Origin of the sequence: Bacillus sp. FSL H7-0578, from assembly GCF_038630855.1 — a bacterium.
Lineage (GTDB): Bacteria > Bacillota > Bacilli > Bacillales > Bacillaceae > Bacillus > Bacillus safensis.
In genome coordinates this window covers 260,093-286,321 of the sequence record NZ_CP152045.1, presented here as the reverse complement: position 1 = coordinate 286,321, position 26,229 = coordinate 260,093, and the positions used below count along the sequence as shown (strand labels likewise).

The 26,229-nt window shown below is 40.9% G+C and carries 25 protein-coding genes; 12 read left to right on the top strand and 13 right to left on the bottom strand.

Features of this window, described 5'->3' with window-relative positions:
* The first annotated feature begins 409 nt into the window (after nucleotides 1-409).
* The 3 genes from MHB41_RS01585 to MHB41_RS01575 are packed head-to-tail and all read left to right on the top strand — an operon-like array spanning nucleotide 410 to nucleotide 2,747.
* The gene (locus MHB41_RS01585; RefSeq protein WP_340899424.1) at nucleotides 410-1,297 is read left to right on the top strand and encodes a S8 family serine peptidase; all 888 of its coding nucleotides are present in this window, start codon (nucleotides 410-412) and stop codon (nucleotides 1,295-1,297) included.
* Between the two features lie 15 nt (nucleotides 1,298-1,312).
* The gene (locus MHB41_RS01580; RefSeq protein WP_073978645.1) at nucleotides 1,313-2,179 is read left to right on the top strand and encodes an SAR2788 family putative toxin; all 867 of its coding nucleotides are present in this window, start codon (nucleotides 1,313-1,315) and stop codon (nucleotides 2,177-2,179) included.
* A gap of 16 nt (nucleotides 2,180-2,195) precedes the next feature.
* Nucleotides 2,196-2,747 carry a hypothetical protein gene (locus MHB41_RS01575; protein WP_073203664.1) on the top strand — a complete coding sequence of 184 codons (552 nt, stop codon included), beginning with the start codon at nucleotides 2,196-2,198 and terminating at the stop codon, nucleotides 2,745-2,747.
* A 56-nt stretch (nucleotides 2,748-2,803) separates the two neighbouring features.
* On the opposite strand, the gene MHB41_RS01570 is transcribed toward MHB41_RS01575, so the two are convergent.
* Nucleotides 2,804-3,979: an ABC transporter permease gene (locus MHB41_RS01570; RefSeq protein WP_340899426.1), complete on the bottom strand. Its 1,176-nt coding sequence runs from the start codon at nucleotides 3,977-3,979 to the stop codon at nucleotides 2,804-2,806.
* Entirely contained in the window at nucleotides 3,979-4,719 is a 741-nt protein-coding gene (locus tag MHB41_RS01565) for an ATP-binding cassette domain-containing protein (RefSeq protein WP_041116533.1), read from the bottom strand. The genes MHB41_RS01570 and MHB41_RS01565 overlap by 1 nt, the downstream gene beginning before the upstream one ends.
* Before the next feature lie 166 nt (nucleotides 4,720-4,885).
* Here MHB41_RS01565 and MHB41_RS01560 point away from each other — a divergent pair, with 166 nt between their 5' ends.
* Both MHB41_RS01560 and MHB41_RS01555 read left to right on the top strand, forming a co-directional pair.
* The gene (locus MHB41_RS01560; protein WP_025092773.1) at nucleotides 4,886-5,587 is read left to right on the top strand and encodes a LytTR family DNA-binding domain-containing protein; all 702 of its coding nucleotides are present in this window, start codon (nucleotides 4,886-4,888) and stop codon (nucleotides 5,585-5,587) included.
* An 11-nt stretch (nucleotides 5,588-5,598) separates the two neighbouring features.
* Nucleotides 5,599-6,564 (top strand): GHKL domain-containing protein, encoded by a 966-nt coding sequence (locus tag MHB41_RS01555; protein ID WP_046313731.1) that lies wholly within the window; start codon nucleotides 5,599-5,601, stop codon nucleotides 6,562-6,564.
* Nucleotides 6,565-6,597: 33 nt separating this feature from the next.
* On the opposite strand, the gene MHB41_RS01550 is transcribed toward MHB41_RS01555, so the two are convergent.
* Nucleotides 6,598-7,527: an aldo/keto reductase gene (locus MHB41_RS01550; RefSeq protein ID WP_340899429.1), complete on the bottom strand. Its 930-nt coding sequence runs from the start codon at nucleotides 7,525-7,527 to the stop codon at nucleotides 6,598-6,600.
* Between the two features lie 159 nt (nucleotides 7,528-7,686).
* Between MHB41_RS01550 and MHB41_RS01545 the strand changes: the two genes are divergently transcribed.
* From MHB41_RS01545 to MHB41_RS01530, 4 genes are all read left to right on the top strand, one after another.
* Nucleotides 7,687-8,151: a DUF1453 domain-containing protein gene (locus MHB41_RS01545; protein ID WP_231293948.1), complete on the top strand. Its 465-nt coding sequence runs from the start codon at nucleotides 7,687-7,689 to the stop codon at nucleotides 8,149-8,151.
* Between the two features lie 18 nt (nucleotides 8,152-8,169).
* Nucleotides 8,170-9,384 carry a sensor histidine kinase gene (locus MHB41_RS01540; RefSeq protein WP_327827477.1) on the top strand — a complete coding sequence of 405 codons (1,215 nt, stop codon included), beginning with the start codon at nucleotides 8,170-8,172 and terminating at the stop codon, nucleotides 9,382-9,384.
* Nucleotides 9,381-10,037 (top strand): response regulator transcription factor, encoded by a 657-nt coding sequence (locus MHB41_RS01535; protein WP_176967356.1) that lies wholly within the window; start codon nucleotides 9,381-9,383, stop codon nucleotides 10,035-10,037. The genes MHB41_RS01540 and MHB41_RS01535 overlap by 4 nt, the downstream gene beginning before the upstream one ends.
* Nucleotides 10,038-10,350: 313 nt before the next feature.
* Nucleotides 10,351-11,391: a DUF4352 domain-containing protein gene (locus tag MHB41_RS01530; RefSeq protein WP_034283192.1), complete on the top strand. Its 1,041-nt coding sequence runs from the start codon at nucleotides 10,351-10,353 to the stop codon at nucleotides 11,389-11,391.
* 46 nt (nucleotides 11,392-11,437) lie between these two features.
* Here the strand turns inward: MHB41_RS01530 and MHB41_RS01525 are convergent, their stop codons facing one another.
* The 3 genes from MHB41_RS01525 to MHB41_RS01515 form a co-directional block, all read right to left on the bottom strand.
* A complete protein-coding gene (locus tag MHB41_RS01525) occupies nucleotides 11,438-12,523 on the bottom strand; it encodes an SEC-C metal-binding domain-containing protein (protein ID WP_305933825.1) in 1,086 nt (361 codons plus the stop codon).
* 191 nt (nucleotides 12,524-12,714) lie between these two features.
* Complete coding sequence (locus tag MHB41_RS01520; protein WP_034283187.1) at nucleotides 12,715-13,653, bottom strand: response regulator; 939 nt, start codon at nucleotides 13,651-13,653, stop codon at nucleotides 12,715-12,717.
* 4 nt (nucleotides 13,654-13,657) lie between these two features.
* The gene (locus tag MHB41_RS01515; RefSeq protein WP_034283184.1) at nucleotides 13,658-14,944 is read right to left on the bottom strand and encodes a sensor histidine kinase; all 1,287 of its coding nucleotides are present in this window, start codon (nucleotides 14,942-14,944) and stop codon (nucleotides 13,658-13,660) included.
* Between the two features lie 496 nt (nucleotides 14,945-15,440).
* On the opposite strand from MHB41_RS01515, the gene MHB41_RS01510 reads away from it, so the two are divergent.
* Both MHB41_RS01510 and MHB41_RS01505 read left to right on the top strand, forming a co-directional pair.
* Nucleotides 15,441-16,421, top strand: a complete 981-nt coding sequence (locus MHB41_RS01510; RefSeq protein WP_024427212.1) for a glutaminase — start codon at nucleotides 15,441-15,443, stop codon at nucleotides 16,419-16,421.
* A gap of 33 nt (nucleotides 16,422-16,454) precedes the next feature.
* On the top strand, nucleotides 16,455-17,882 hold the full coding sequence (locus MHB41_RS01505) for an alanine/glycine:cation symporter family protein (RefSeq protein ID WP_070326641.1): 1,428 nt from the start codon (nucleotides 16,455-16,457) through the stop codon (nucleotides 17,880-17,882).
* 39 nt (nucleotides 17,883-17,921) lie between these two features.
* Here the strand turns inward: MHB41_RS01505 and MHB41_RS01500 are convergent, their stop codons facing one another.
* From MHB41_RS01500 to MHB41_RS01485, 4 genes are all read right to left on the bottom strand, one after another.
* Nucleotides 17,922-18,782 (bottom strand): alpha/beta hydrolase, encoded by an 861-nt coding sequence (locus tag MHB41_RS01500; protein ID WP_254001547.1) that lies wholly within the window; start codon nucleotides 18,780-18,782, stop codon nucleotides 17,922-17,924.
* 307 nt (nucleotides 18,783-19,089) lie between these two features.
* Nucleotides 19,090-19,455 (bottom strand): VOC family protein, encoded by a 366-nt coding sequence (locus MHB41_RS01495; RefSeq protein WP_025092526.1) that lies wholly within the window; start codon nucleotides 19,453-19,455, stop codon nucleotides 19,090-19,092.
* Between the two features lie 100 nt (nucleotides 19,456-19,555).
* Nucleotides 19,556-20,938, bottom strand: a complete 1,383-nt coding sequence (locus MHB41_RS01490; protein ID WP_034283178.1) for an amino acid permease — start codon at nucleotides 20,936-20,938, stop codon at nucleotides 19,556-19,558.
* A gap of 66 nt (nucleotides 20,939-21,004) precedes the next feature.
* Complete coding sequence (locus tag MHB41_RS01485) at nucleotides 21,005-22,513, bottom strand: AMP-binding protein (protein WP_041116520.1); 1,509 nt, start codon at nucleotides 22,511-22,513, stop codon at nucleotides 21,005-21,007.
* A 261-nt stretch (nucleotides 22,514-22,774) separates the two neighbouring features.
* Between MHB41_RS01485 and MHB41_RS01480 the strand changes: the two genes are divergently transcribed.
* Nucleotides 22,775-23,212, top strand: a complete 438-nt coding sequence (locus MHB41_RS01480; protein ID WP_012008812.1) for a MarR family transcriptional regulator — start codon at nucleotides 22,775-22,777, stop codon at nucleotides 23,210-23,212.
* A 23-nt stretch (nucleotides 23,213-23,235) separates the two neighbouring features.
* Here MHB41_RS01480 and MHB41_RS01475 read toward each other — a convergent pair whose 3' ends face one another.
* From MHB41_RS01475 to MHB41_RS01465, 3 genes are all read right to left on the bottom strand, one after another.
* Nucleotides 23,236-24,369 (bottom strand): zinc-dependent alcohol dehydrogenase, encoded by a 1,134-nt coding sequence (locus MHB41_RS01475; RefSeq protein ID WP_098677766.1) that lies wholly within the window; start codon nucleotides 24,367-24,369, stop codon nucleotides 23,236-23,238.
* Between the two features lie 158 nt (nucleotides 24,370-24,527).
* The gene (locus MHB41_RS01470; protein ID WP_340899445.1) at nucleotides 24,528-25,550 is read right to left on the bottom strand and encodes a quercetin 2,3-dioxygenase; all 1,023 of its coding nucleotides are present in this window, start codon (nucleotides 25,548-25,550) and stop codon (nucleotides 24,528-24,530) included.
* 80 nt (nucleotides 25,551-25,630) lie between these two features.
* A complete protein-coding gene (locus MHB41_RS01465) occupies nucleotides 25,631-26,203 on the bottom strand; it encodes a TetR/AcrR family transcriptional regulator (RefSeq protein WP_240491084.1) in 573 nt (190 codons plus the stop codon).
* Between the last annotated feature and the right edge of the window lie 26 nt (nucleotides 26,204-26,229).

Sequence of the window (26,229 nt, the reverse complement as noted above, 5' to 3'; positions counted from 1 at the left end):
TTTTTAAGGTAATTTTAAACTTTTTATCATTATTATTATGCTAGAATTAGTAACCACATCAAAGAGAAAATTTACCATGGAAAATGATTTTGTCTAATAAAATGTCTTAGCTTCTGAAACCTTCGAATGTATAGATACTAATGTGAACTCAATAATATTGTTTATCCAACAATTCAAATCTCAAAATATTATTAGACTACTATAAGTTAGTTGACAAAAGAGAAAAAAGTTATGTTATCAAATACTCGATTTACAAAAAGAGTTATCTGATGTTGTCGAAAAAATCTTATTTAGAGATACATTAGTGATATCTTTCATGAAAATTCAGAAACATACCAAGACTTATTGGGGGTACGATCGATTATTAAAAAAGGCTAGGAGGAAATGATTATTGAAAGAGTGAGAAGATATGATTGATAAAATTCTAAAGTTAAAGAAATGGTTGATTTTATTTGTTTTTATAATGGTGATTTTATTCTTTGGAGTGTTTAGTTTTTTGCTAAAAGATAATTTAAAAAATGAAACTATTAGTACGAGAGAATTAAATGAAAAAATTAAAGTCGCGGTTTTAGATAGTGGAATAAATAAGAATCATAAAGATTTAAAAGGTAAGATTGTAAAAGAATTTAATCCGATAGATTCATCCATTGAGACTGAAAATAAATTAAGTCATGGTACATCAATCGCAGGAATAATTACAGCAAACAACACTAACAGTGAAGTTACTGGCGTTACACAAAATGTCGAACTATATTCTGTTAAAGTGATCAAAAATGATGGAAAGATTGAAAGACAGGGTTTTATAGATGGTTTTAAGTGGGCTATATCTCAAAATGTAGATATTATTAATTTAAGTTTAGGTTTTCAAAAGGATTTCCCCGAATTAAGGGAGTTAGTGGACGATGCCGTAAAAAAAGGAATTATTATTGTTGCTGCTAGTGGTAATACTTATGGTTTAAATAGTCAATTTCCAGCTCGCTACGATAATGTTATTTCTGTCGGGGCAATTGATTCAAAGAATAAAGTACCACAATTCTCTGCTATAGGAAAAGTTGATTTTTTTGCCCCCGGTGTTAATGTTTTATCGTTAAATAATAAAGGAGGAAATTCTGTTTATACAGGATCTTCTTATTCGACAGCTTACATAACGGGCGTAATTGCCGATTATCTTTATAAAGAGAAAATTAATAAAGATGAAAAGAGCTTTTCACAGGTTTATACCTATCTGGAGAGTTCATCTACGGAAATGCTGGATAATAAAAGTAAGATTATTCAGGATTTCAATTTTAAAAAATAACGGAGGAATTGTTATATGTGGTTAAAAGTTAAAAGTAAAATTATAATATTACTGGTGTTTTTCTTAGTTGCTAGTCTATTTCCAAACAATCATACCAAGGCAGAAGAAATTGATAATAATATGATTGTTGATGAAGAAGTTGTTTCAGAGATGTTAGAAGATAGTTTGTCTGAAGAAAATATTTCTGTTGATAATTTTGAAATATCAAATGATGAATTGGTTTTAGATACTTCAATGAATGACGCGGAAGGAAATAAGGTTGAAGCTACTCTCAATGTAGAACCTGGTGCAGATAGTTTTAATTTAACTACAAGAGAATTCAATGAAGTTGGTGAAGAAATATCAAAGGAATATGAAATAAAAATTAACCAATTTAAAGACGATGAGTTTGAAGCGACTTTTGAAGATGTTGAAACAGAGGAAATTTTCACCTATAATTCAGAGGAAGGTACAGCTTCATTCGCCTTTTTAATACCGGTGGGAATAGCAATAACACCTGCAGTTATGACTGCTTTATTTCATACTGGTGCAGTGATTGTTGTTGCAGGAGCTGGTTATGTAATTGCTACAGAAGCCAACAAGCACAGGTCTAAAAGCAAAAAAAAATATAATCATTATGAAGCTGTTATCCGAGGCGGAGTATATGTTGGAAAAGGACTAAGTAAATCGCAAGCAATCGCTAGAATGAAGTCAAAAAAGGATATTTGGTCTATTTCTTCTAGTCAAGCAGAAGTTGTTGCAGCTGGAGCTAATACAAAAGGTAAACCATTTAAAGAAGTAGATAGATACAAAGGTAAGCCGAAGAAAGGTTATTATTATCACTGGCATCCCTATAAAAGAACTCCAAAGGCTCATTCATTCTACGGAGGTCCTGTTAAATAGTTAATAGAGGTGAATAATGTATAATTACGAAAAGCTATATAAACAATATTTATATAAAAAAGATCAATTGATTTTTACTAAAGAACAAGTCGTTGAAATGATAACGTCTAAATTTCAAGCTAGAGAATTTTCAAAAACAAAGATTTTAGATTTAGTAAATGATGATCACTTTGAATATACTAAGATATATAAATGTTTTGTCATTGATGATCCGAGTATATTGATTCAATTGTTTTCGAATGAGGAAAAAAAGGATCATCGTGAACAAGTACTTCATAATCGTCTTCATCCGTTAAACCCTAAAAGAGTAAAAGAATGGGAGTATAATCACTTATTGCTTGATGAACAAGAAGGTAGAAGAATTGATATCATTTTAGAAAGTAAAGATGGATTATATGTTTCAGAATTTACCGTAAGAGATAGTTGCGAAAAGCTTAATAGGTATATAAATGCTTTAATTGAAGGTGCACTTATCGAAAATGGGTTAGAAGAATATCCTGATGGTATTCATGACGAGTATTTTCAATTTTATTTAGAGAACTTGGATCAATTCGGTTTCTTAAACTGAAAAATACGATGATCGGCATTCACTTGAAAACGCCCTCTATCAAAGAGGGCGTTTCTTTATTTCGCAAGCATCCATTTCTCTTTCATAAACAAGCTTCTGACGATGACAAACAGGATGACGACTGCCAAGGCTGAGGAGCCGAGTGTCAGGGTGATTGACATTGGATCGATGATACCAAACATCAATTGCTTACACAGCGCATGAATATTGAGGAATGGGATGGCAAAGTAATACGTATCTAGCTGCGTAGCACCTGCTCTCATGGTAAAGAACATTGGGAGCACACCTAGTGTAATGATCATGGACATGTACGACTGCGCTTCTTTGACTGAGCCCGATATCACGCTGAGCAGCAATTCAATCATGGATACCATGAAGGAGAAAATGATTAACGCCGCAAACATGACGCCGATAATGCTCCACATTTGATCACCAAAGTTCAGAGCTTGCTTCAGCTTTTCTGTAAAGAGCAAAGTGGATAGAAGCAGCATGCCGATCGCCACAATCCCACTTAAAATACCGAACATAGAGACAGCGAGCCATTTTCCGATGAGAATCTGGAGTCTGCTGGCCGGTGTCAGGAATAAGGCTTCAATTGATTTTCGGTCTTTTTCACCTGCTACAATATCAAGCGCTGCCGGCAAAGCTCCTGAGATCACGGAGGTCACCAAAATCATTGGAAGGAGAATCGACAACAGCATAGCGGTCACTCCGTTTTCCCCTTCATCACCTTCTTCTACATCAACGGACTGCACTTCAAACGGATGTATAACGGACGTGTCGATTTGATCCGCTGCTAAACGCTTCTCGACTACTTGGTTTTGATACTGCTCCAGCAATGATTGCAGCATTTGAACCGTGATCACCGAATCATCATCTGTCGTATATCCATGAATTTTAATGGCGAATGGCTTTTGATGCTTGAGCATATCACCTGCTTCTTTCGGCATTTCCAGGTAAGCATTTGCCTCCCCATCCTTGACGGCTTGCTGCGGATCATCAAATGTTTCAAGGTTTAGGTTTTTGACCTCTTTGATCATTTGGTTCATTTCGGCTGGAAGCTGTTCATTGATGGCGACTGTATAGGCTTTATCCCCTGGATCTGCAATCATGCTTTCATAAAAGAACACCAGCCCAAGCATCGTCAAAAGAGGAATCAGTACAGTTAAGAGCAACGTTTTTCGATCCCTCAGCGCATCTGTCATTTCTTTTAAAAAGACGGTTTTCCACATTATGAAATCCCCCTAGCGAGCTTCGACATAAAGATATAGTTCAAGTCTTCACTTTGTTCCTGTGCATATAATTCTGGAAGTGTCCCTTTGTACACAAGCTCTCCTTGATGAATCATCATCACACTGTCGCAAAGCTGGCTGACTTCTTCCATGATGTGGCTTGAAAAGAGGATCGTTTTATTTTGCTGTTTGAGCTGATGAATAAAATCTCTGAAAATATTACTCGACGTGATATCTAAGCCTGTTGTCGGCTCATCAAATAAGATAATGTCAGGATCATGAATTAACGTTCTGGCAATCGCCACCTTTTGTTTCATTCCTCTTGAGAATCCTTTCACCTTGCGATCCATATATTGTCTCATTCCAAAACGCTTTGCCAAATCCTCTATTCTTGCTTTGATTTCATGCTGATCTAAGCCATATAATTTGCCAAAGTATTCAAGATTTTCTCTTGCCGTCAAACGGTCGTAAAGTCCCGTCTCTCCGCCAAACAAAACACCAATTCGTTTTTTCACTTCTGTTGCTTCTTTCACTGTATCAAAGCCTGCGACAGTGACTGATCCGTGTGTAGGCTCTAATAATGTGGCTACGGCGCGCAATAATGTCGTTTTTCCTGCACCATTTTCTCCTAAGATACCAACGACTTCCCCTTCCTTCACGGAGAACGTCATATGTTTCATCGCTTTCACGACTTTTTTCTTATCTTTAAACCAGCAGCTGCAATCGCTGAGAGTAATCATTTGGTTCGCCCCTTTCAACTTTACTTTCTAAGTCTATGATAGAAAAAATAATGCCTGCCTGATATAAAAATGTCGCGAAACGTCCTTTTTCTGTCTTGAAATGATCTATTTCAAAAAAACAAATGGTAAAATAGACAAATAATAAGAACAGTCATAGGTGATTTTTATGATAAAAGTAGGTCTCGTCGACGATTACCGAGTAGATTTAGAAAAGCTGCACGCCATTGTAGGCAGGATGGAGGCTGTGGACATTGTCTTTGTCACGCAGTCAGCAGAGGATGCATATGAGAAGGTCAAAAAAGGAGACATTGATCTGTTGTTTGCTGACATTGAAATGCCTGGAATGTCCGGCTATGAATTAGCGGACCTCATTCACTCTCACGCACTGAATGTCGATGTGGTCTTTGTGACAGGAAACAGTGGATATGCGGTCCATGCGTTTGATTTGAATGTACATGATTATATTATGAAGCCCTACCAAGCTGATCGAATTGCCAAATGCTTAGAGCGTTATATGTCCACCAAGCAGGAGAAAAGCATTCATGGACGGCTTCTCATTAAACAGCAGTCAGATATTCATGTGCTGCAGAAAAAGGATGTCATTTTTGTTGAACGAACGGGCCGCTCAACAACTATCGTGACAACGACAGGAGATATTCAGACCTATCAGACATTAAACGAGTTAAAGGGCGATCTGGCTGAAAAGGATTTTATCCGCTCCCACCGATCGTTTATCATCAATATTCATTACATTAAGAATTTCTCGGCGTATGCTAAAAATTCGTATATCGTGTCTTTTGAAGGTACAGATAAAAAAGCCATGATGACCAAGCAGCAATTAGAATTCTTTAAGAAATACTATTTTTAAGGAGAACGAACGTGAACGCTTTCTATCTTGGATTTCGCATTTATGCCCTCATATGGTTAGGTCTTGCGTTTCATGCAGCTGCTGAAGCCTTTCTGCCGTTAACATCCATTGTGTTGTGGCTTCTTACCTTTTGCGCGATGTGTGTTTATACATTTTTCATGTACAAAAGATTTTTGCCTCATACGAGTGGTGATGTGATATTAGGCGCTTTTCTACTCATCACCTGCGCAGGTCTTTTGCTGTTTGTAACGCAACCGAATGGGCTGACCTATCTTTTGGCGCTCATCATGATGGTGACAGTTGATATCCTCTCATTGAAGGTGATGCAGACAGAAAAACAGTTAAATGGACGGCTTCAAGAGCTCATAAAAGCAGAATCAAGAACCAACGAATTACTTCTTGAGATGCGCAGTAAACATCATGAAACAGCCAGACATTTAAATGCCTTTTCCTCGTCGAACGACGAGCGTGAGATCAAAGATTTGATTCAGCAATACGTCAAACATTTCCCATGGATGAAAGGCGAAAATGCTTATTTGGCCTCTACCCTACACTCCTTTTTGGAGCGGGCTGAGAAAGAGGACATTGCACTTTCACTAGACCTTCAAGCACCCTTTTCATCGCTTCCCTTTTCAAAGGCGGATCAGGTTAGTTTTACTGGCAACCTGCTTGATAATGCCCTAGATGCAGCGATTGAAGCGAAGCAAGCCGGAAAAGAGGGCAGCATCTCGGTCACGACCTCTATTCGGAGCGGACTATTTTTAATCCATTGTGAAAACAGCACAAAAGGTATGGAAAAACACGTGCTAGATCATTTATTCAAAACTTTTGGCCGTTCGACAAAAGGCGGCGATCATCAAGGCATGGGGACGTATATCATTCAACAGCTTGTTGAAAAGGCAGACGGTACACTTGATTTCACTTACCGTTCTCCAAATTTGCGGCTCGTCATCAAAATCCCTCTCACCATGTCATAAAAAAAAGGTGCATAGCTGCACCTTTTTTTAGTGTTAAGAGAAGATTTTATCAATTTGATTGATTTCTTCTTCTGTTAATTGAACATCGTTTGTTTTTAGGTTTTGCAGCACTTGGTCTGCTCGTTTTGCCCCTGGAATAATAGCATCAATGCCATCCTGCGCTAAGAGCCAAGCGAGTGCGACGTGTGCTGTTTCTGCATTCTTTGATTGGGCAATGGCTTTCAGCTTGTCTACTTTTTCGAGATTTGAAAGGAATGCATCGCCTTGGAAAAGCGGGTCCTTTGCTCGAATATCTTCAAATGTCGCATCCTTTGTAAATTTCCCGGTCAACAAGCCTGATGCCAATGGGAAATAAGGAATAAAGGAGATCCCATGCTCGACGCAGTATGGAAGAAGATCCTGCTCTGCCTGACGTTTCAGCAGAGAATACTCCGATTGAAGCACGTCTAAGTAGCCATCTCGGTTAAAGGCTTGAAGCTGTTCAAAATCAAGGTTTGATGCACCGATTGCCCTGATTTTCCCTTCATTCTTCAATTCCTTTAATGTGCCTGCTACTTCTTCGAGCGGCGTGCGTCCGTCCGGGAAATGCATATAGTACAAGTCAATATAATCAGTTTGCAGCCGTTTCAGGCTATTTTCGACCTGCCCTCTTAAGAAATCACGGCTGTTATCAAGTTCAATTTGGCCGTTTACTTCTTTATGAGCCCCTTTTGTCGCAAGGACAAGCTTTTCTCTGCCGCCTCTTTTGGCAATGATCTCACCGATTAATTCCTCTGAACGGCCCAGCCCATAAATAAAAGCAGAATCTAGGAAATTGACACCTTGATCAAGAGCCGTCTCCACAAGCTCCCGTCCAGCATCCTCACTTAGATTCGGGAATAAATTATGCCCCCCTACTGCATTCGTACCAAGCCCTATCGGATTTACCTGCAAATCAGTTCGTCCAAGCGTTACCTTTTTCAAAAGCTCATCTCCCTTATCTACATAATCATCCTTATTTTCCCACGAATCATTTCCAACATTCAAGTATACCGCTCTCTAAAAATCAACCTGCAGGTGGACGCTGCGAAAATAGAAGATGCGTATGATGAAGATAGACTAAAATGAAAAGGAGATCTTCTCATGACCATTCAAATTGTCATCATTATGATTATTCTGCTTTTAAGAACGGGCAAGGAAAAAGAAATCCGCCCCATCAGGCTTCTCATAGGACCGCTCATTTTATTAGGCACACTCTCTTATTCCTTTACCCAGCATATTGAAATTACGGCGATGAGCCTGCTTGCAATGATTGTCTTTGCACTCACAGGTTTTGCAATCGGGCTATGGAGAGGTAAACTATACAAAGTAACATATGATCAACAGTCGGGGCGTATCACCGCCGCCAGCTCACTCTATGGAACACTTTTTTTCATCGGAATCATCCTTATCCGGATGACAGTAGGTTCAATTGTACAGGATGGCGGTCATTCCCTGATTATTTTCGCAAATGGCCTGACCTTCCTTCCAATCGGCAGTATGATCGGATTACGTTTTATTCTTTTAAAAAAATATATGAACATCAAGGCATCTGCTGCTATTAACTGACAGACAGGAGTTTTTGATATGAACCTTCAGCAGCCACTCAAGCTTTTAGGTCAAATAAGGCGAAAATTCGTATTAGGCCTTGTATTGATCTATATGTATATTCAAATGTATGAGCCCCTTTCAATAGGCGAATTGGTGTTTCGAACCTTCGTCTATTTGGTGTTTCTCCTTTGTCTTTTTCCAAAAAGCAAGCTGTCACCTAAAAAGCAATTTTCTATGCTCTTCTTAATGTGGATTCTGACACATCTCTTGTGGCTGGTGACAGGTCAGATTCAAGACAGTATTGGGCTGACCTTTTTTATGATTGGCTTTATCGCTTTTCGTTTTTCAGAGGCGCATCACCCCTATCTATTTGCCATCATCTTTTTCACTAGTGGGATCAGCTATTATGTAAACGATTTTTCTTGGAACATGGTGATCACTCTCCCGCTATTCCAGCTGCTTGTGTATACACTTGTTTTGATTTCTAGAATGCGGCGGCGTGAACAGGAATTAAAGGAAGAACACTTCGGAGAATTGCAATTGGTTCACAAGGAATTATCAGAAGCCCATGAACAATTGAAAAAGGCGCATATGGAGCTTGAAGAAGCGACCGTTCAATCTCTCCAATTTGCAGTGCTGGAGGAGCGAAGCAGAATTGCACGTGACCTGCATGACAGCATCGGACACCAATTAACCTCGATGATTGTCCAGCTGCAGTCTTTGCCCTACCGTTTAAAGCAGGAAGAACCAGAGCAGATGGAGCAGACGTTTCAGGAGCTGATCAATATTTCCAAAAATTGTCTCACCGAGGTTCGTTCTGTGGTTCATCATATGGCGTCAGATGATGCAGGTCTCGGACTTGCCGGACTTCGCAGCCTCATCAAGCAAGGAGAGATATCGGGTGAGCTTGACATTCACTTTCATACAGAGCAGCTTACGTATAAAAAATGGCCGCTCTCCGTTTCTGAACTGCTTTACCGCATTTTACAAGAAGCCATCACCAATACAATTCGCCATGCCAAGGCGACCGCGATGACCATTACACTATATAACCACCAGCATGAGCTGATGATGAACATTGAAGACGATGGATATTTGACCAGCGAAAAAGATCTTTCATTTGGCTTTGGGCTGTCAGGCATGAAGGCACGGTGTGACGCAGCAGGCGGTTCCCTCAAGACGTCCATACGCGAGCCGCACGGCTTCTGTATTCATATTCAAATTCCTATCAAGGAGGACTCCAAGGCATGACAAACCCTATTAAGATTGGCATTATTGATGATCAGCCGCTGATCCGCCAAGGATTTCGTTATATTGCAAGCGCTCAAGAGGATATTAACGTCATATGGGAGGCGTCAGACGGTCAGGAGGCGGTTACGCTTTGCTCGACCAACACTCCAGACGTACTGCTGATGGATGTACAAATGCCTGGAATGGATGGCATCACAGCAACAGAGCACATTTTAAAAAAGCATCCAGATGTAAAAGTTGTGATTCTCACGACCTTTGATACGGAAGAATACGTCTTTGACGGAATTCGTGCAGGGGCAGTCGGTTATTTGCTGAAGGATACAATGCCTGAGGAATTAATTGAGGCCATCCGCACCGCCTTTGCTGGTGAATCTGTCTTTCGAACGGCAGCCTCTGAGCACATGATGGCACGAGCTCTTCAGCAGGCAAATGATACACATCACACTCATCTGCTTCACGAATCATTCACAGAACGTGAACGCGATGTATTACAGCAAATGGCCTATGGCTTAAAGAATGAAGACATTGCTGATCAATTATTTATCAGCAAAAGTACGGTAAAAACGCATGTGCACCGTATTTTACAAAAGCTCAATGCACAAGACCGTACACAGGCTGTCGTCTTCGCCATCCGGCACCGCCTCGTGAAATAAAAACTACCTTCACTTCAAGATTTTTATACAAAAAACATTTAAAACCTAAAATAAATCTATAAATCAATACTTATTAACTAGTATATTGTGCTTATTTAATTCCTTGTTTTATAGATGATTGTGTTAAAAATGATCAAAAATAGGGACTAAAACCTATTCCTCATCATGAATGAATTTCGATAGAATGAATAGTGCAAATCGTCATTAGGATATTTTCCCCTTTAACACCCGAATATACCATTCTATCTGTTTCTTTTTTCTTAGTCAGATAGCGGGAATGAAATGACGAAAGAAAAGCAAAGGAGCATCAACTGTGAATCTTAAAAAAATAAGTGCACTCCTCATGATTTCATTCGTGATGATCATCTCTGCAGCCTGCCAGAGCTCAGCCAAATCAACCGACGCTGATCAAAAGTCAACGAAAACAGCAGAGGTAAAAGTTAATAGCTACGAATATACGTTACCAGAAGACTCAACAACTACCCTGAGAGACAATGAATTGGTACTAAAAGTCAATCTGACGATCACAAATAAAGGTGACAAAGCCCTTTCATTATATAACTCTGACTTCTCCCTTTATCAGGACGATGCCAAAGTATCTGATTTAAAATTCTACGGCAGCAAAGACCGTCTTGACCTTGGTTCATTGAACAAAGGCAAGTCACTTTCAGGAGCACTTTATTTCCTAGTAGACAAAGGGAAAAAATATCAGTTTGTTTATCAGGACAGCATCAAGAAAAACAGTGATTCCATCCAAATCGACCTAGATGGAAACAAAATACTAGATTCAGCAAAAAAGCTGGATAACCCAGCAAAAGCGTTATCCGCTTATACCGATATTATTGTTTTTGATAAAAAGAACGATGAATTCGCAGATTTAACGGGTGACAACCAATCGGATGTCGTCAATAAATACCATGAGATGTTTGTAAAAGACTTCAAAAGAAGTGCAGGAATATACGGAAATGAAGTGAGTGACCGAGATATTCTGTCGATGTACAAACGCATTCAAAACACCATGAAGGATAAAGCCAAAGTAGAAACAAGTGTGAAAACCATCTCTGATGACGAAGCAAAGGTTGTCGCTCAAGTAACAGGCATTGATGCTTCTAACTTAAAAGACAAGCTAGACAAGCAAAGAGACGAGTTTTACAACGGGAAAATCCGTTCTAAAGAAGAATTGTATAAAAAAAGCTTAAACATGTACGCATCTGAATTCGAAAAACTTCCTCCCGTTTCCAGCCCAGCTGAATATGAAGTGAAAATGAAACGTAATGGGGAGGGTCAATGGAAAATTGACCTCAATGATTATAATACAGAGCAGTACATGAGTGGTTTTATTAAAACGAGATAATCTAAAAAAGACGCTGGCCTCTGAAGGAGCCGCGTCTTTTTTTAGATTATACTGTCGCCTCTTGCTCTTCTTTCACCGCTTTTTCGATATCTTTAAAACGGCTCGATACAGTCGACGCACTAATACCATACTTTTTCGCTACTTGTGCTTGAGATAGCGGGGCATCGCTTGCAAGTGAATGAATGTAGTATTCGATTCCGGCAGCAAATGACGCTGCTTTACGGATCACAGGTGATTTCTGATCACAGTAGGCTTTCCAAACCGTTAAAGCACCATCTGTCAGGCTTTGGTCACCGTGCTCCTTCATTCCGTCTTCAATCAGCTTAGCAGTTTCCAGCTGGACGTCATTTGCCCAGTCCATACGATCTGCTGATAGACCTGCATCGCCTTCTGTTTGAGCAGGTGTCTCTGATTCTTCTACTTCTTGCTTCGCAAACATACACTTCAGCACATCAGGAAATGATTCTCTCATAAATGTGCTGCGCGCTCCTCCATTTGCTTCATATGCGTCAACAAGCTGGCGGACCTGAAGAAGAAGAGTATCTGTAAACTCTTTCGCAAACATCGTATATTGAATGAAAAACTCTGCCTTTTCTTCAAATTGAACAGGAAAACCGAGCACGAGACTTCCTTTTTCAGGCAGTACCGTTTGATCAGGTTTTACATCTACTTCAACCTTCTCCGCTGTTATCATATTCTCAAAGTAAAGAGACTCGTCCGTTTTTTCATTTAATAAAAGCAATGATGGCTCCATGTCTGTCCAAGACTGGACCACTTGTCTTGTTTTCGGACGGGTAATATCCTCTGCCTTCTTCGTCAGGAATTCTTGGAAAATGGTCTCTTTCTGATCAGTTAATGGACGGAAGAAGATGCCCCATACACTCAAATGGAAAACTGAGATTTGTTGCGTTTCTTTATCCATATCTGCAAGGAAAGAAAACTCATTAATGAATTGATTGATCGCTCTTTGATGCTTAGAAAAAGCATAATTCATTAAATCCTTTTGAACTTGTACAGCTTCCTTAAACACAAGCTCAGACGTTTGTTCTCCGCCTGATTTTTGACCACAGCAATGTTTATATTTTTTTCCGCTTCCGCAAGGGCAGAGCGCATTTCGTTTAATTTTTCCCAAAATAAAACCTCCGACATTCTAGTCTAACCTCACTATTTTAACAAACGATTGCACAGGAGGGTTTTATTTTCAAGAAAAAAGAAAAATCAGAATGATCAGTTAAATTATAAAAACACCTGCAGATCACGATAGATCATAGGATAGACAGACTTCCTCTGTTTATTTTCTCCAATCATACCAACAGATTTTCCTCAGCTCATTCCTTCGAATAACTGCTTTGCCTCAAAATAAAAGATTTGTACGAATTTCTTTGTATTGACTCTGCCCGTCGATCCTGCGGGAGAAGATGTCTTCTGCATTTCTTTCATTCTTTGGCTGACATCGGTAAAATCGAAAAACTTCGACGCGTAGTGCTCAAACTTAGGATTTGAGAAATCTGTTAATCCTAGTGAGGCAAAATGATTCAAGGAATGATGAATAGCTCGTCTAATCCGCTGCTCCGCCGCTTTCACTTCCCGCATCACCTCTACATCGGTTGCATCATGAGCCAGTTTTCTTTCTGCTGTTTTGATAAACAGCTGCTTTAGCGGCGGGAAATTGACCTCATGAGAATTGGCTGACTGTGTTTCATGTAAGTAGATGAGTATCTCCAGTAAATCCTTAGAGCCGCTCTCGCCGACAATTCCCAGCTCAGATAAGAGGAATTCCCCAGCTTCTTTCATCGTCCTTCTCTTCGCCTCAGCGCCCGCACCTTGAGAAATCACAGGCTCTAATGGCAGCACGTGGCGAAGAGAGGCTTGTATATCGTAAATCGATTTTTCCAGCTTGATACGCTCCATGACTTTTCGAATCACACTGACGATTTCAATGCGATTGACAGGCTTATGGATATAATATTCAATCCCTAGTTCATAGGCTTCTGCCATCATCTCTTTCGCCTCTACTTGGGAAATCATAATGACCTTGCCTTTGAATTCAGGGTGGATATGGCGGATGGTTTGAATGCCATCTCTAGCAGGCATTAAAAGATCAATCAAAAGGATGTCTACTTTCTTGAGGTTCAGTGAATGTGCCTCTAATCCAACTCCGTCACCCGCTTCATCTACGACCTCTCCCAAATCCTCATCCTCAATGATTTGACCTAAAATCGAGCGTATTGCACGATCATCATCTGCAATGAAGAATCGCATACACTCACCCTCTCTGTATTAAATTTTGTATAGGAAGGACAAGCAGAAATGCTGTACCTTTTGTTTCTTTTGGTTCGATTTGAATATGACCGCCAAGCTCTTGTACCAGCTCTCTCACATAGGATAAGCCAATCCCAGTAGACGGTGTTCCAAATGCATCAAATTTGGAGGTATACCCTGGATCAAACACAATCTCTCTCATTTTTTTAGGAATCCCTGGTCCATCATCTTCAATCCGAATCTCTATTTTATCATGACTTCCTTTCAATTCGAGTGAGATCATCCCGGTATCTTTTATTGCTTCGACTGCATTGGCCATTAAATTATTAATCAGCGATAAGAAAATAAACACATGATAATCATGCAGATGAATGCCCTTTATATCAGATGTAAAGGAGATGTTTTTCCCAAGAGATAAAGCATACTTCTCTTGAATGCGGATCACAATTTGAACGAGCTCTTCCGCCTTCATATAGTCTTGCATATTTTCCTTCGAAATCAGCTTTGAAAGCCCAGCATAAATACGCTGATTATCCTTTTTCACTTCATGAATTTCTCCTGCAAGCTTTAACAGCTCCTGACTCAATTTTTTCCCTGCTTCGTGTTCATGCAGCAGACGGTAAAGCCGGTATGATTCCTGTGTAATATGCTCTGTATGTTTTAACGTTTTCTTTAAATGCACCGTTTCTTCGTATAAATTCGAAATGACCATCATCATATGCTCATTTTGTTTCATGATCTGCTTTTCTCTTGATTGCGCCTCATACAGCTTCATCATATTAAAAAAACTGATCACCACAAAGCTGTGAGCAAACGCAATGAGGAACATATCGCTCAGCTTTGATAAGGTCATCGTTGTATCAAACACTAAAAATTGTACAAACAGCTCGACAAAATCAGCAACTAATTCGATCATCAAACCGATGATCCCAATGAAAATAGAGCGCTGTTTAAAGCGTCCCGTACGGACGGCAAAAAACAGGAAAGCATAAGTGAAATAGAAAAAGAAGCTTGGGAATTGCTGATAAAATGAAGAAGCTAGATCAGCATTCTGCTGAATCAAATCTAAGCCTACCCGAAAAAGTACAATAGCTGCGCCTGTTAAAAATCCCGGCAATAGCGGTCTAGATTTTCTTAAGAGTAATAAGCAAAAGAAAAACGCAGGTGCGCCAAAGCTGATGCGAAACGTCTCATTCACAGGATAAAACTTCAGCTCTCCTGCAAGCGGCACAATGACCATCATAAAAATTAAAATGAATGCGTCCTTTTTGACAAGCTGATTTAAACTCAAATGACTGACATCCCTTCCCCTGTTTGCATAGCCACAGTATACAAGGAGTCTCTTTTCTCCACAATGTACAAAAAAATAATTTTCACTGCTCCTTTTATCCTCAAAACCCTTTTTTATGACTATTCTCCGGGGCAGCAAGGTGACCTTTCAGCTATTCAGTGTTTTGAGCATTGACGACAATAATCGACAGACTGATTTTTATTTGTAAGTTTTTCTGTAGATTTACGTCAGATTGTGTAGTTTCCAAGATAAATTGAATGAACAATTTTAGTGAAACTATATGTAAGCGTTTTCTGAATTTTCACTAAAAACCCTTTTTGTTTTTCCGCCGACAATGCCTTCATTTGTACATATATTTAGGTGTAAAGGAGTGGTGCAAGCAGCGCATGACAAGTTCTTTGAAGATGTGTAACATGTTTTCGTGCCTATTTGATCGCATTTTTTGTCATCCGCCAATTCAATAGGGTACTTTTTGATTTTTGATTGGAGGAATCGTATGAAAACAGCAATTTCTAAAAATACACAACACGCATGCCAGTCTTCTGTTGATCAATGGGCAGAAGAAATACGTCCGTATTACACAAACGGGCAGAATGCTGGCTACATTCCAGCACTTGGAAAAGTGAATTCCTCTCAACTTGGTATCAGCGTGATAGGCCCAGATGGATCATCTGTACGATATGGTGATTGGGACGTTCCCTTTACCCTGCAAAGTATCTCAAAAGTCATCAGCTTTATAGCTGCCTGTTTAGGAAGAGGCGTACCTTACGTCTTGGATCGGGTAGATGTAGAGCCAACTGGTGATGCATTTAATTCCATCTACCGTCTTGAGATGCACAAACCAGGGAAGCCCTTTAATCCAATGATTAATGCTGGAGCTATTACCGTATCCTCCATCCTTCCCGGAAAGACTTCTACAGAAAAGCTAGCATATATTTTCGATTTAATCGAAAACTTAATAGGTAAGCGTCCTTCTGTTAATGAAGAGGTTTATCAATCAGAATGGGCAACTGCACATCGAAATCGGGCACTTGCTTATTATTTAAAGGAAACCAATTATTTAGAATCGGATGTCGAGGACACGTTAGAAGTGTATTTAAAGCAATGTTCCATCGAGGTCACAACAGAGGACATCGCCTTGATTGGACTGATTATATCAAGTGATGGCTACCATCCCTTTAAACAAGTCCAAGTCATCCCAAAGGATATCGCCAGACTAACAAAGGCATTGATGCTGACATGCGGCATGTATAATGCGTCTGGGAATTTTGCTGCTTTCGTAGGCGTTCCAGCCAAAAGTGGCGTGTCTGGAGGCATTATGGCTTGCGTTCCGCCAAGCGCAAGAAGAGAGTTCCCGTTTCAGACAGGCTGTGGAATTGGCATTTACGGTCCCGCCATTGACGATTGCGGAAATAGTATTACCGGTGTCATGATGCTGAAAAAGCTCGCCAAAGAGTGGGATCTCAGTATTTTTTAAAAAGAACAGTGATGAATTCGAAGAGGTGATGTTATGAACGAAAAAGCTTTGCTATCTTATTTAACACATACAAATGATTTTATTTGGACTTATATTGTGATTGCTCTGTTACTTGGTGTTGGGGTGTACTTCACATATAGAACACGCTTCCTGCAAGTGAGAATGATCAAAGAAATGTTGCGTGTCCTGAAGGAAGGAAGAAAAGAAAAAGAGGGAATATCACCGTTCCAAGCATTTGCCATCAGTATGGCAGCACGTGTGGGGACAGGGAATATCACAGGGATTGCTATCGCTATTGCCATTGGCGGCCCTGGCGCAATTTTTTGGATGTGGATCGTAGCCATTATTGGATCTGCCTCAAGTTTCGTTGAAAGTACACTAGCTCAAGTATATAAAGTAAAAGACAAAACAGGCTTCCGCGGTGGACCTGCTTATTACATGGAAAAAGGGTTAAACAAGCGCTGGATGGGGATTTTATTTGCGATCCTGATTACGATTTCTTTTGGAATCGTCTTTAATGCGGTTCAATCAAATACGATCACTGTCGCTTTTAAAAACTCCTTTGGTTTAGACCGTTTAACCGTCGGTATTGTGATGGCTGTCATTTTTGCAGCGATCATTTTCAAAGGAATCCAAGCGATCGCAAAGGCTTCTGAATACATTGTCGTTGTGCTTGCGGTTGCTTATATCGGAATTGCGTTCTTTGTCATTGTCACAAATATCACGGAACTTCCTGGTGTCATCAGCACGATTGTGAAACACGCCTTCGGTTTTGAACAGTTCGCTGGCGGTACGCTAGGCGGTGCCTTATTACAAGGAATTAAACGCGGTCTTTTCTCGAATGAAGCCGGTATGGGTAGTGCACCTAACGCAGCAGCAACAGCTGTCACCAGCCACCCTGTTAAACAAGGATTAATCCAAGCATTCGGCGTGTTAACAGATACGTTAATTATTTGTACAAGCACTGCCTTCCTTGTTCTGTTTTCTGATGCGTATAAAACAACAAACCTGCAAGGAATTGAATTAACGCAGGCTTCTCTTAGTCAGCACATTGGACCATGGGCCTCTGGCTTCCTTGCCATCATGATTTTCCTATTCGCGTTCAGTACATTGATCGGTAACTATTACTATGGGGAAACGAACATTGAATTCCTTGGAGCGAATAAAATTTGGCTGAACATCTATCGAATTGCTGTTATTGGAATGGTTCTGTTCGGTGCGGTTGCCACTGTTCCTCTCGTTTGGGGTCTAGCCGATCTCTTCATGGGACTCATGGTCATCGTCAACCTCATCGCCATTACCATGCTGTCTAAGGTTGCCTTCGCAGCACTGAAGGACTACACGAGACAGAAAAAAGAAGGCAAAGATCCTGTTTTCTATAAAAATGCCGTTCCAAACAATGAGAAAATTGAATGCTGGGACGACGAACCTGCTACATTGAAAAAGAATCAAATCGGATAAATCAAAAAAGCTCTGGTCAACTGATCAGAGCTTTTTTCTTTATGTCAAAAATTCAAGTATGAGTTTGTTGACGACCTCTGGTTTCTCATGATTGATCCAATGAGAGGCATCATCGACAAAGATCAGCTGGCCATTTGGACAGATCTTGATCGTTTCCTTCGCCAGCTTTCTGCTTAAAAATTTGTCCTCCATCCCCCAGATCATGCGAACAGGGACGAGAATTCGTTTGGAAATCGGCTTTTCAAAGCCGCCTTTTTTGATGGCTCGGTACCAATTCAGCATGGAGGTCAAGGCGCCTGGCTGCGTCCAAGCGAGCTTGTAGCTTGAGACATCTTCCTTCGTGAACAAATGCGGTCTTGCCGTCAACCCAATGGCTTCATCCAGCTTTTGAAAGTGATTTTCTTGAAGTGCTGCCTCTGGAACATTCGGAAGCTGAAAAAAAGCGATATAGGAGCTTTTCTTCCACTGCGGCGGATAAAAAGGAAGAACCTTCATCATCACCCGTGGATGCGGCATATTGACAATGATTAATTTCTCGACATATTGAGAACGGGTTGAAGCCAAATGCCAAGCAACAGCTCCGCCCCAGTCATGTCCGCCGACAATCGCCTTTTGGTTCGGGCTCAGCGTCTTGATCAAATCCACAATATCATCTCTCAGTTTATCTAATACGTAAGATTCGACTCCTCCTGGCTTGTCACTTAGATGGTAGCCTCTTTGATCAGGAACAACAACACGATAGCCTGCCTCAGCCAAGGGGATGATTTGATTTTTCCAGCCGTACCAAAACTCAGGAAACCCGTGGAGCAGCACAAGCAGCGGGCCATTTTCCGGTCCAGCCATTGCTGTATGAAGTGTTACACCATTTGTTTGGATTGATTGAAACTCAATTTGTTCCATTCCTTTGCCACCCTTCTCCTTGTCCTTATTCTTCCAACATAGCATATTTTCCATTTTTCAGAAAATAAAAACACTCACAAAAAAACCTTCACACTCGTGAAGGTACAGATTGTTGACAAAGGGCTAAAATGATCTTGATTTTAGCCCTTTGTCTTCTTTTCAGCGTGATAGAAAACCTTTGCAGTCTAGGAAGGGCGAGTACCGGAGCGGAGCGAATTGGACATTCGTGAGCACCGGAGCGCAGACCTGACACCGAATGCGAGGGTTTGTCTACACGCTGAAACTTCACACTCGTGAAGGTCTTCGTCTATTTCATATAATTCAGAACCCAGATCAACCCATTTTTCCGGTCCTGTACTTGTCCGTGAAGTGCGCCAAAGAAGGTATCCTGTAATTCGACCAGTACATCTCCATCAGCTTCCAGTGCTTCATAGACAGCCTTTAGTTCTTCTTCATTGTCAAACTGCATGATCAATCTGAGATTCTCTGGCTTTGGCGTGCGTCCAAATGTATCTGAAAAATGAAGCAGTGATTCCCCAAGATGCAATTCAGCATGCAGGACACGGTCCTGGTGTTCATTTAAGATCTGAATATCCCCACCAAAAATCCCTTGATAATATTGAAGAGATTCTTTCACATCTTCTACAACAATATAAGGACTAACACTAATCATATCCCTCATCCTCCTCTTGTTCCGTCCATTATCTCTTTTATAGCTTATCCCAAATCGTATGAAAAAAGGCACAAATCGTCAACGGATTTGCACCTTTTTCTCATGAAGATTTCGCTAATTCACTGTGTTTGTTTGAATACGCTGCATACATGACGACACCGATTAACAGCCAAACCCCAAAGTAAAGCCATGTCCGGCCTGGTAAGTTGAGCATAAGGAACAAGCAGCAGCCCATTGATATAATCGGCAAAACCGGCACAAAAGGAACCCTGAAGCCCCTCTCAAGCTGCTGATGTGTCTTTCTCAAAATAAGCACAGATAAACTGACCATGGCAAACGTTAATAACGCACCGATATTCGCTAAGTTGGACAGATCCTTCAAATCAATAAAGCCTGAAATAACAGCTGTCATTCCGCCAATCATCCATATGCTAGCAACAGGCGTATCACTTTTGTTTGTTTTTGAAAACACTTTAGGCAAAAGTCCGTCTCGGCCCATCGCATAGGCAATTCGAGTTGCCGCATAATTATTGGCGAAAATCACAGCCATCAATCCAATGACCGCACCAACCGAAATAATACCAGCCACACTATTTTGATGTACACTTTGCAGAACATATGACATAGCCTCTGTGACATTCAGCTGTGTATAGTGCACCATGCCTGTCATGACCAAACAAACGACAATGTAAATGATCGTACAAATAAGTAATGAACCTATGATCCCAATTGGCAGGTTCCGCTGCGGATTTTTCACCTCTTCTGCTGAAGCAGAAATTGCATCAAACCCTAAAAAGGCAAAAAACACAGCAGCAGCACCGGCAATGACACCTTCTGCGCCAAACGGCATAAACGGCTGCCAATTGGATGGCTGTACATAAAAGCCGCCTACTACAATGAAAAGAACAATAATACCGAGTTTCACAAACACCATGATATTATTAAATTTTTTACTTTCCTTCGTTCCTCTAGATAAGATCCACGCAATCAGTAAAGCAATGATAATCGCCGGCAGATTCATATATCCGCCTTGCTCCGGCCCCGCTAAAAATTGATGCGGAATCGAAATTCCAAATCCCTCGAGCAGGCTGTTGAAATAACTCGACCAGCCGCTGGCAACAGCTGAAGCAGTCAGCATATAGACGGATAATAAGGTCCATCCCATTAAATGGCCTACAAGCTCGCCCATGGTCGTATATGAATAAATGTATGCACTGCCGAATACAGGAAGCGCTGAAGCCATTTCTGCATAACAAAGTGCTGCCAAACTGCACACAATGGCTGCAATCGCAAAGGAGAAAATGACAGCTGGTCCTGCATCCTTAGCCGCTGTAATTCCAGTTAACACCATAACCCCTGTACCAATCACTGCCCCTATACCAAGAAGCGTGAGATCGAGCCCGCCCAGCGTTTTCTTTACCTTTTGCTGTCTGCTCTGTTCCAACAAATCGTGAATGTGTTTCTTACGAAGAATATGTCGCAAACCCTTTCCCTCCAAAACGTTAGAAAAACAAAAAATCATTCAAATTTCATTATAGCAGAATAGGTACTAAGCATTCACAACCAATTCACGTAAATCTTTCTTCATGATTTTACCAAGCTTGTTTTTTGGCAGCTCACTGATGAAATGAATGGATGGCACTTTGTAATCTGCCAAGCGTTCCTGACAATAGTTCACCACATCTTCTTCGCAGAAATCGGCGGATTCGTCTTTTACGATATATGCACTTGGCACTTCACCATACAATTCGTCCGGCACCCCGATGACAGCTGATTCAATCACACCTGGAATTTGTTCAATGACTTCTTCTACTTGATCAGGATAGATATTATCTCCACCGTATAAAATCACATCTTTGTATCTGCCTGTGATAAATAGAAACCCGTCTTTATCTAGATAGCCTGCATCTCCCATATGGAACCAGCCATCTTTGAGCACCTTCGCAGTAGCATCAGGCTGATGATAATAGCCTAAGAAATAAAATGGGCTTCTCATGACGACTTCGCCAATTTCTCCAGCTGGCAGTGTTTCCTCAGTCTCAGGATGAACGATTTTCACTTCTACATCTGGATCCACTTTACCAGCAGAGCCCATTTTATCCTCGCCCATCGCAGGATGCCACGCACTGACAACCCATGCTTCCGTGCTTCCGTAGCCATGCATCATCTGAATGCCTGCTTCTTTGTAGTCCTTAATCAAACGGACCGGCACCTTCGTACCGCCAGAAATCGCAATTTCAAAGGATGAAAGGTCATACGAACCGCGTTTCATTTCTTCCAGCATGTACGTATAAGCTGATGGGAAAGCCATCATGAACGTTATTCTTTCTTTTTCGATCGTTTCTAAAATGCGCTTCGGTGTTGCATCATGTAAGAAAACTAGCGTATACCCCTCAATGGCAGCGGCGATCAGATGATTAATTGAACTCATATGATAGAGAGGGTGACTCGCCAAGTACCGTTTCCCTTTCAAGTCAAATCCTCGATTCCCGCGTCTTGTTAAAAATTGATAGATTCGTCCATGTCCGACCATACAGCCTTTTGGATTCCCCGTTGTCCCAGAGGTAAATAAGATCATCGCTAGATCCTCTTCTGTTACCTCTTCCGCAAGATCACTGCCATCATTTGAAGCCAATATGTCTTCAAACAGCTGCGTTGTTTTCGCATTTACACCAGATTCCACCATGAGACAGTTGTCTAAAGACACATTCACCGCAGCAATCATGTCACGGAATTCTCGGTCAAAAAATAAAGCCTTTGGCTCTGCTTTTTTCAAAATACCTTCCAGCTCAAAAGAAGTAAGCTGCCAGCTAAGCGGAACTGCGACTGCACCTGCTTTAATGGCTGCCAGCATAATCGTTGAAAAGTGATGATGGTTTTGACAAATAAAGCAAACGCGGTCACCTTTTCGAATTCCTTTTTGATGTAAGTAATGAGCAAGCTGGTCGATGCGTTTTGCATATTCTTCAAATGTATAAGACACCCCTCCGCCAGTTACCGCCTCAATTTGTGAAGAGCGTTCCATTCTGTCGTTGAGTAATGCCTGTAAAGTATTCAATATCTTCATCTCCAAACGTTTGATTTCCAATAGCCAATTTCCAGCGAATTGGGTTGGCAGATTTTATCTCATTCACATTCTAAAATAAAAACAGCTGAAAGTAAAATCATTTCATTTTGGAATTGTTCTTTATATTAATTGATAATATAGGTAATTTTATAGCCGTCTTCCATTTTGGTTTAAATCATGTTGATTATTATGATAAGATAGACCTAGTAATTGATCGGAAATGCGAATGCAATAGGAAAAGAGGTATGGAGAATGCAACATTTCGAGCTAGAGGCAAGTTTGTTAGACCATGCACTGACAAAGTATTTAAAAGCGACGAAACAAATAGATGAAGAAAATATTCCGAAAAACGTCACGAATGTTAAAGGGTTTATTTTACGTATCATCTACCGCCATCAATCATGTACTGTGAAAAATATTCTGCAGGAAGTTTCATTATCTCCCTCTGCAACAACAACCGCTCTCAATCACTTAGAAGACGAAGGGCTGATCATCCGCTCTCGAAATAATAATGACCGCCGTACTGTGTGGATTGAACTCTCTGAATCGGGTGAACAAATTGCTAAACAAATGATCGACAATCGCCAGCTGCTTGTGAATCAATTGTTCAACCACCTTTCAGAGGAAGATAAAAAAACATTTTTTGAATTAATCGAAAAAATGATGGACGAGCACACATTAAAGGCTTAGGAATACTCCTAAGCCTTCTTTTTTTATGGCTTTAAAACGACCTTTATACAATCATCCTGTTTGTCATTGAAGATGTGGTACGCATGAGCAGCTTCATCTAATGGCAATTTGTGAGTAATAATCGCTCTAGGATCAATTTCACCGCTTGTCACTTTTTGATAGAGCTTTGACATGTATCCTCTCGCCGGGGCTTGGCCCATTTTCAGGGTGACGTTTCTTGCGAAAAAAGCGCCTAATGGAAACATGTTGTACAGGCCGCCGTATACACCCGTCATCTGCACTGTTCCACATTTGCGAACGGCTTTTGTGGCAATTTGAATGGGTCCGATCGTTCCGCCTTGGAGTTTGAGCTTTTGCTCAATTTTTTCAAGCGGCGACTTCTTTCCATCCATTCCCACACAATCAATCACAACATCAGCCCCGCCCTTGGTAAGCTCCTTTAACGTTTCTCCCATGTCGGGATCTTCTGTAAAGTCAAAGACCTCAACGCCGCTCATTCGTTTTGCATGCCGCAGGCGGTAATCAATGTAATCGACGGCAATCACACGTTCTGCTCCTTTTTGCCAAGCAAATTGCTGCGCCATTAACCCAACAGGTCCGCAGCCTAGCACAATGACCGTATCGCCTTTTTTCACACCTGCGTGCTCTACGCTCCAATAGGCGGTTGGCAGGACATCTGATAAGAAGAGCAATTGTTCATCCTCCAGCTCACAATCCTCCGGAATCTTAAACGGGGTGTAGTTGCCAAAAGGTACGCGTAAATACTCTGCCTGTCCTCCGGGGTAATTCCCATATTTCTCACTATAGCCAAAGAGTCCACCCGAATCGTAGTGCGGGTTTGAGTTGTCACATTGGCTTTCTAAGTGATGATCGCAATATTGGCATTTACCACATGCAACTGTAAATGGAATGACGACACGGTCTCCCTTTTTTACGGCTGTGACATCCGGGCCAACTTCCTCCACAACCCCCATTGGTTCATGCCCAATCACATAGCCGATTGGAAGCGGGAAATTCCCCTGATACAAATGTAAATCTGATCCACAAATTGCTGTTGATGTAATACGTATGATCACATCTTCCCGATCTTGAATCGACGGTGCATCTACTTTCTTCACTGCAATGCTATTTTTCCCTTGATAAGTAACAGCTCTCACATGCACTTCCTCCTTTAGCTCAAATCATCTTTACATAGCTTCACCTTGAATGAATGGTTCATTCATCAAAGGAACAATTTATGTGGAGGAGGCAAAAAACAAAAAAAGCCTGTCGATTGTTTCGACAGACTCATGACGTTGTGTAACGCGTTACACACTTATTCCTTTTCGACAAAAAACAAATCATATTGAGTTGAAGTCTCCCGATCGAACATGAAGTTCCCTTCTTGAATAAAATAAGGACATATACTTGGGCTTGGAGATTCTTCAAACTGTTCATACACCTGCTCAATTTCTCCTGGAAGCAGCAAAACCAACATTTTATTTGAATGAGACACAAATTCATAAGAATGAATCGTATCCGGCGGTATATAGGCAAAGTCACCCGGCATCAAGCAAATATCCTCTCCGTTCAAATGAAGGTTCATCTTCCCTTCAACACAATAGATTGCTTCTGTATGAACTTGATGATAATGCGGCGGGAAATATTTCTTCTTCGCTCCTTCAACCACAAAATGACTGAATCCGCCTCCTGTTGTTTCTACTGTTGCAATCAGCTCATGAATCTGACCATCAATGATGTATTGCTTCCCTTCACCAGCCTCTAATACATAAGGCTGTACCTCGTGAGGAAGCTGACTATGAAATAAAACGGAGGGCCTCGTTGTATTAGACAGTTCTCTGATTCCATGCATCAGGATGATATCGCTTTCTTTTTCAGCCTGCTGAAAACTGGCTGCATCGAAAGCATGATGAGTCATAGACCATTCATTCTGAAAAAGCCTCTTTCCAATTTGCTGATAGACATCTGTCATTTTTCCGCCCAGCGTATATGAAATAAATCTTGTTTTATGACTATGCATTCTGTAGCCATGAATCGTTTTGGGCGGGATATGAATATAATCAAAGGCTGTGGCCATGTATTTTTTACCGTCCAGCATCACTTCAAGCTTTCCTTCCAGTACAAAAATAGTTTCAAATAAGTGCTCATGACAGTGCAGCGGGAAATAAGCTCCTTTCCCCCCTGTGATTAAGGCAAGCTCAAACAGCTGATTCGTTTGATTTGCTTCTGCCAGCATATGAACAAGCTGATTCTCCAGCCCATACAGCTTTCCGGAACCAGACACGGTATAAAAAGAGGTACCTTTGGATTGCTTCATCGATTGCGGTTGCTCCGACATCCCATCACTCCTCGTGACAAATTGACTATCTATATTATATAGACCAATTGATATAATAGATAGACAATATGCGAGAGATTTTACTCATCTCGCATAAATAAATGTCTAAGGTAACTTTTTACGTGTTCTAAAGGGGTCGTTTGTTTGAGTGCAGTGGTCATCGATAAACCCCCGATGACCATTGAGTGAAGGAGAGAAGCCAGCTCATCCGCTTTGTTTTCTTCATACCCGCTGTTCATTAGCTTTTCTTTTACAAGCTCCTGCCAGCGGATCATTTCTTGTTTGCATGCAGCATGAAGCTGCGCGTTTTCAGGCTTGGACTCTGCCGCCAGCAAGACAATTGGAATCCCTCTTTCACTTTCTTTCTCCATAAATCCTCGAATGATCTTTGTCATAAAACGATCGATGGCGATATATGGGTCATCCGAATAGGCAAAGCCTTCTTCAATTTGATTAATGACCTTTTGACTAATGTGTTCAACAGATGCAATAGCCAGCTCTTCTTTTCCATTTGGAAAGTAATAATAAAGAGAGCCTTTAGGTGTGCCGCTCTCTCTGATAATTTGATTCAATCCTGTCGCATGGTATCCCTGTTTACGTAAAAGAAGTGCTGCCGTTTGAATGATTTTGTCCTTCGTACTCACGTGTGACACTCTTTTCCCTCCATAGACCAAAGTCG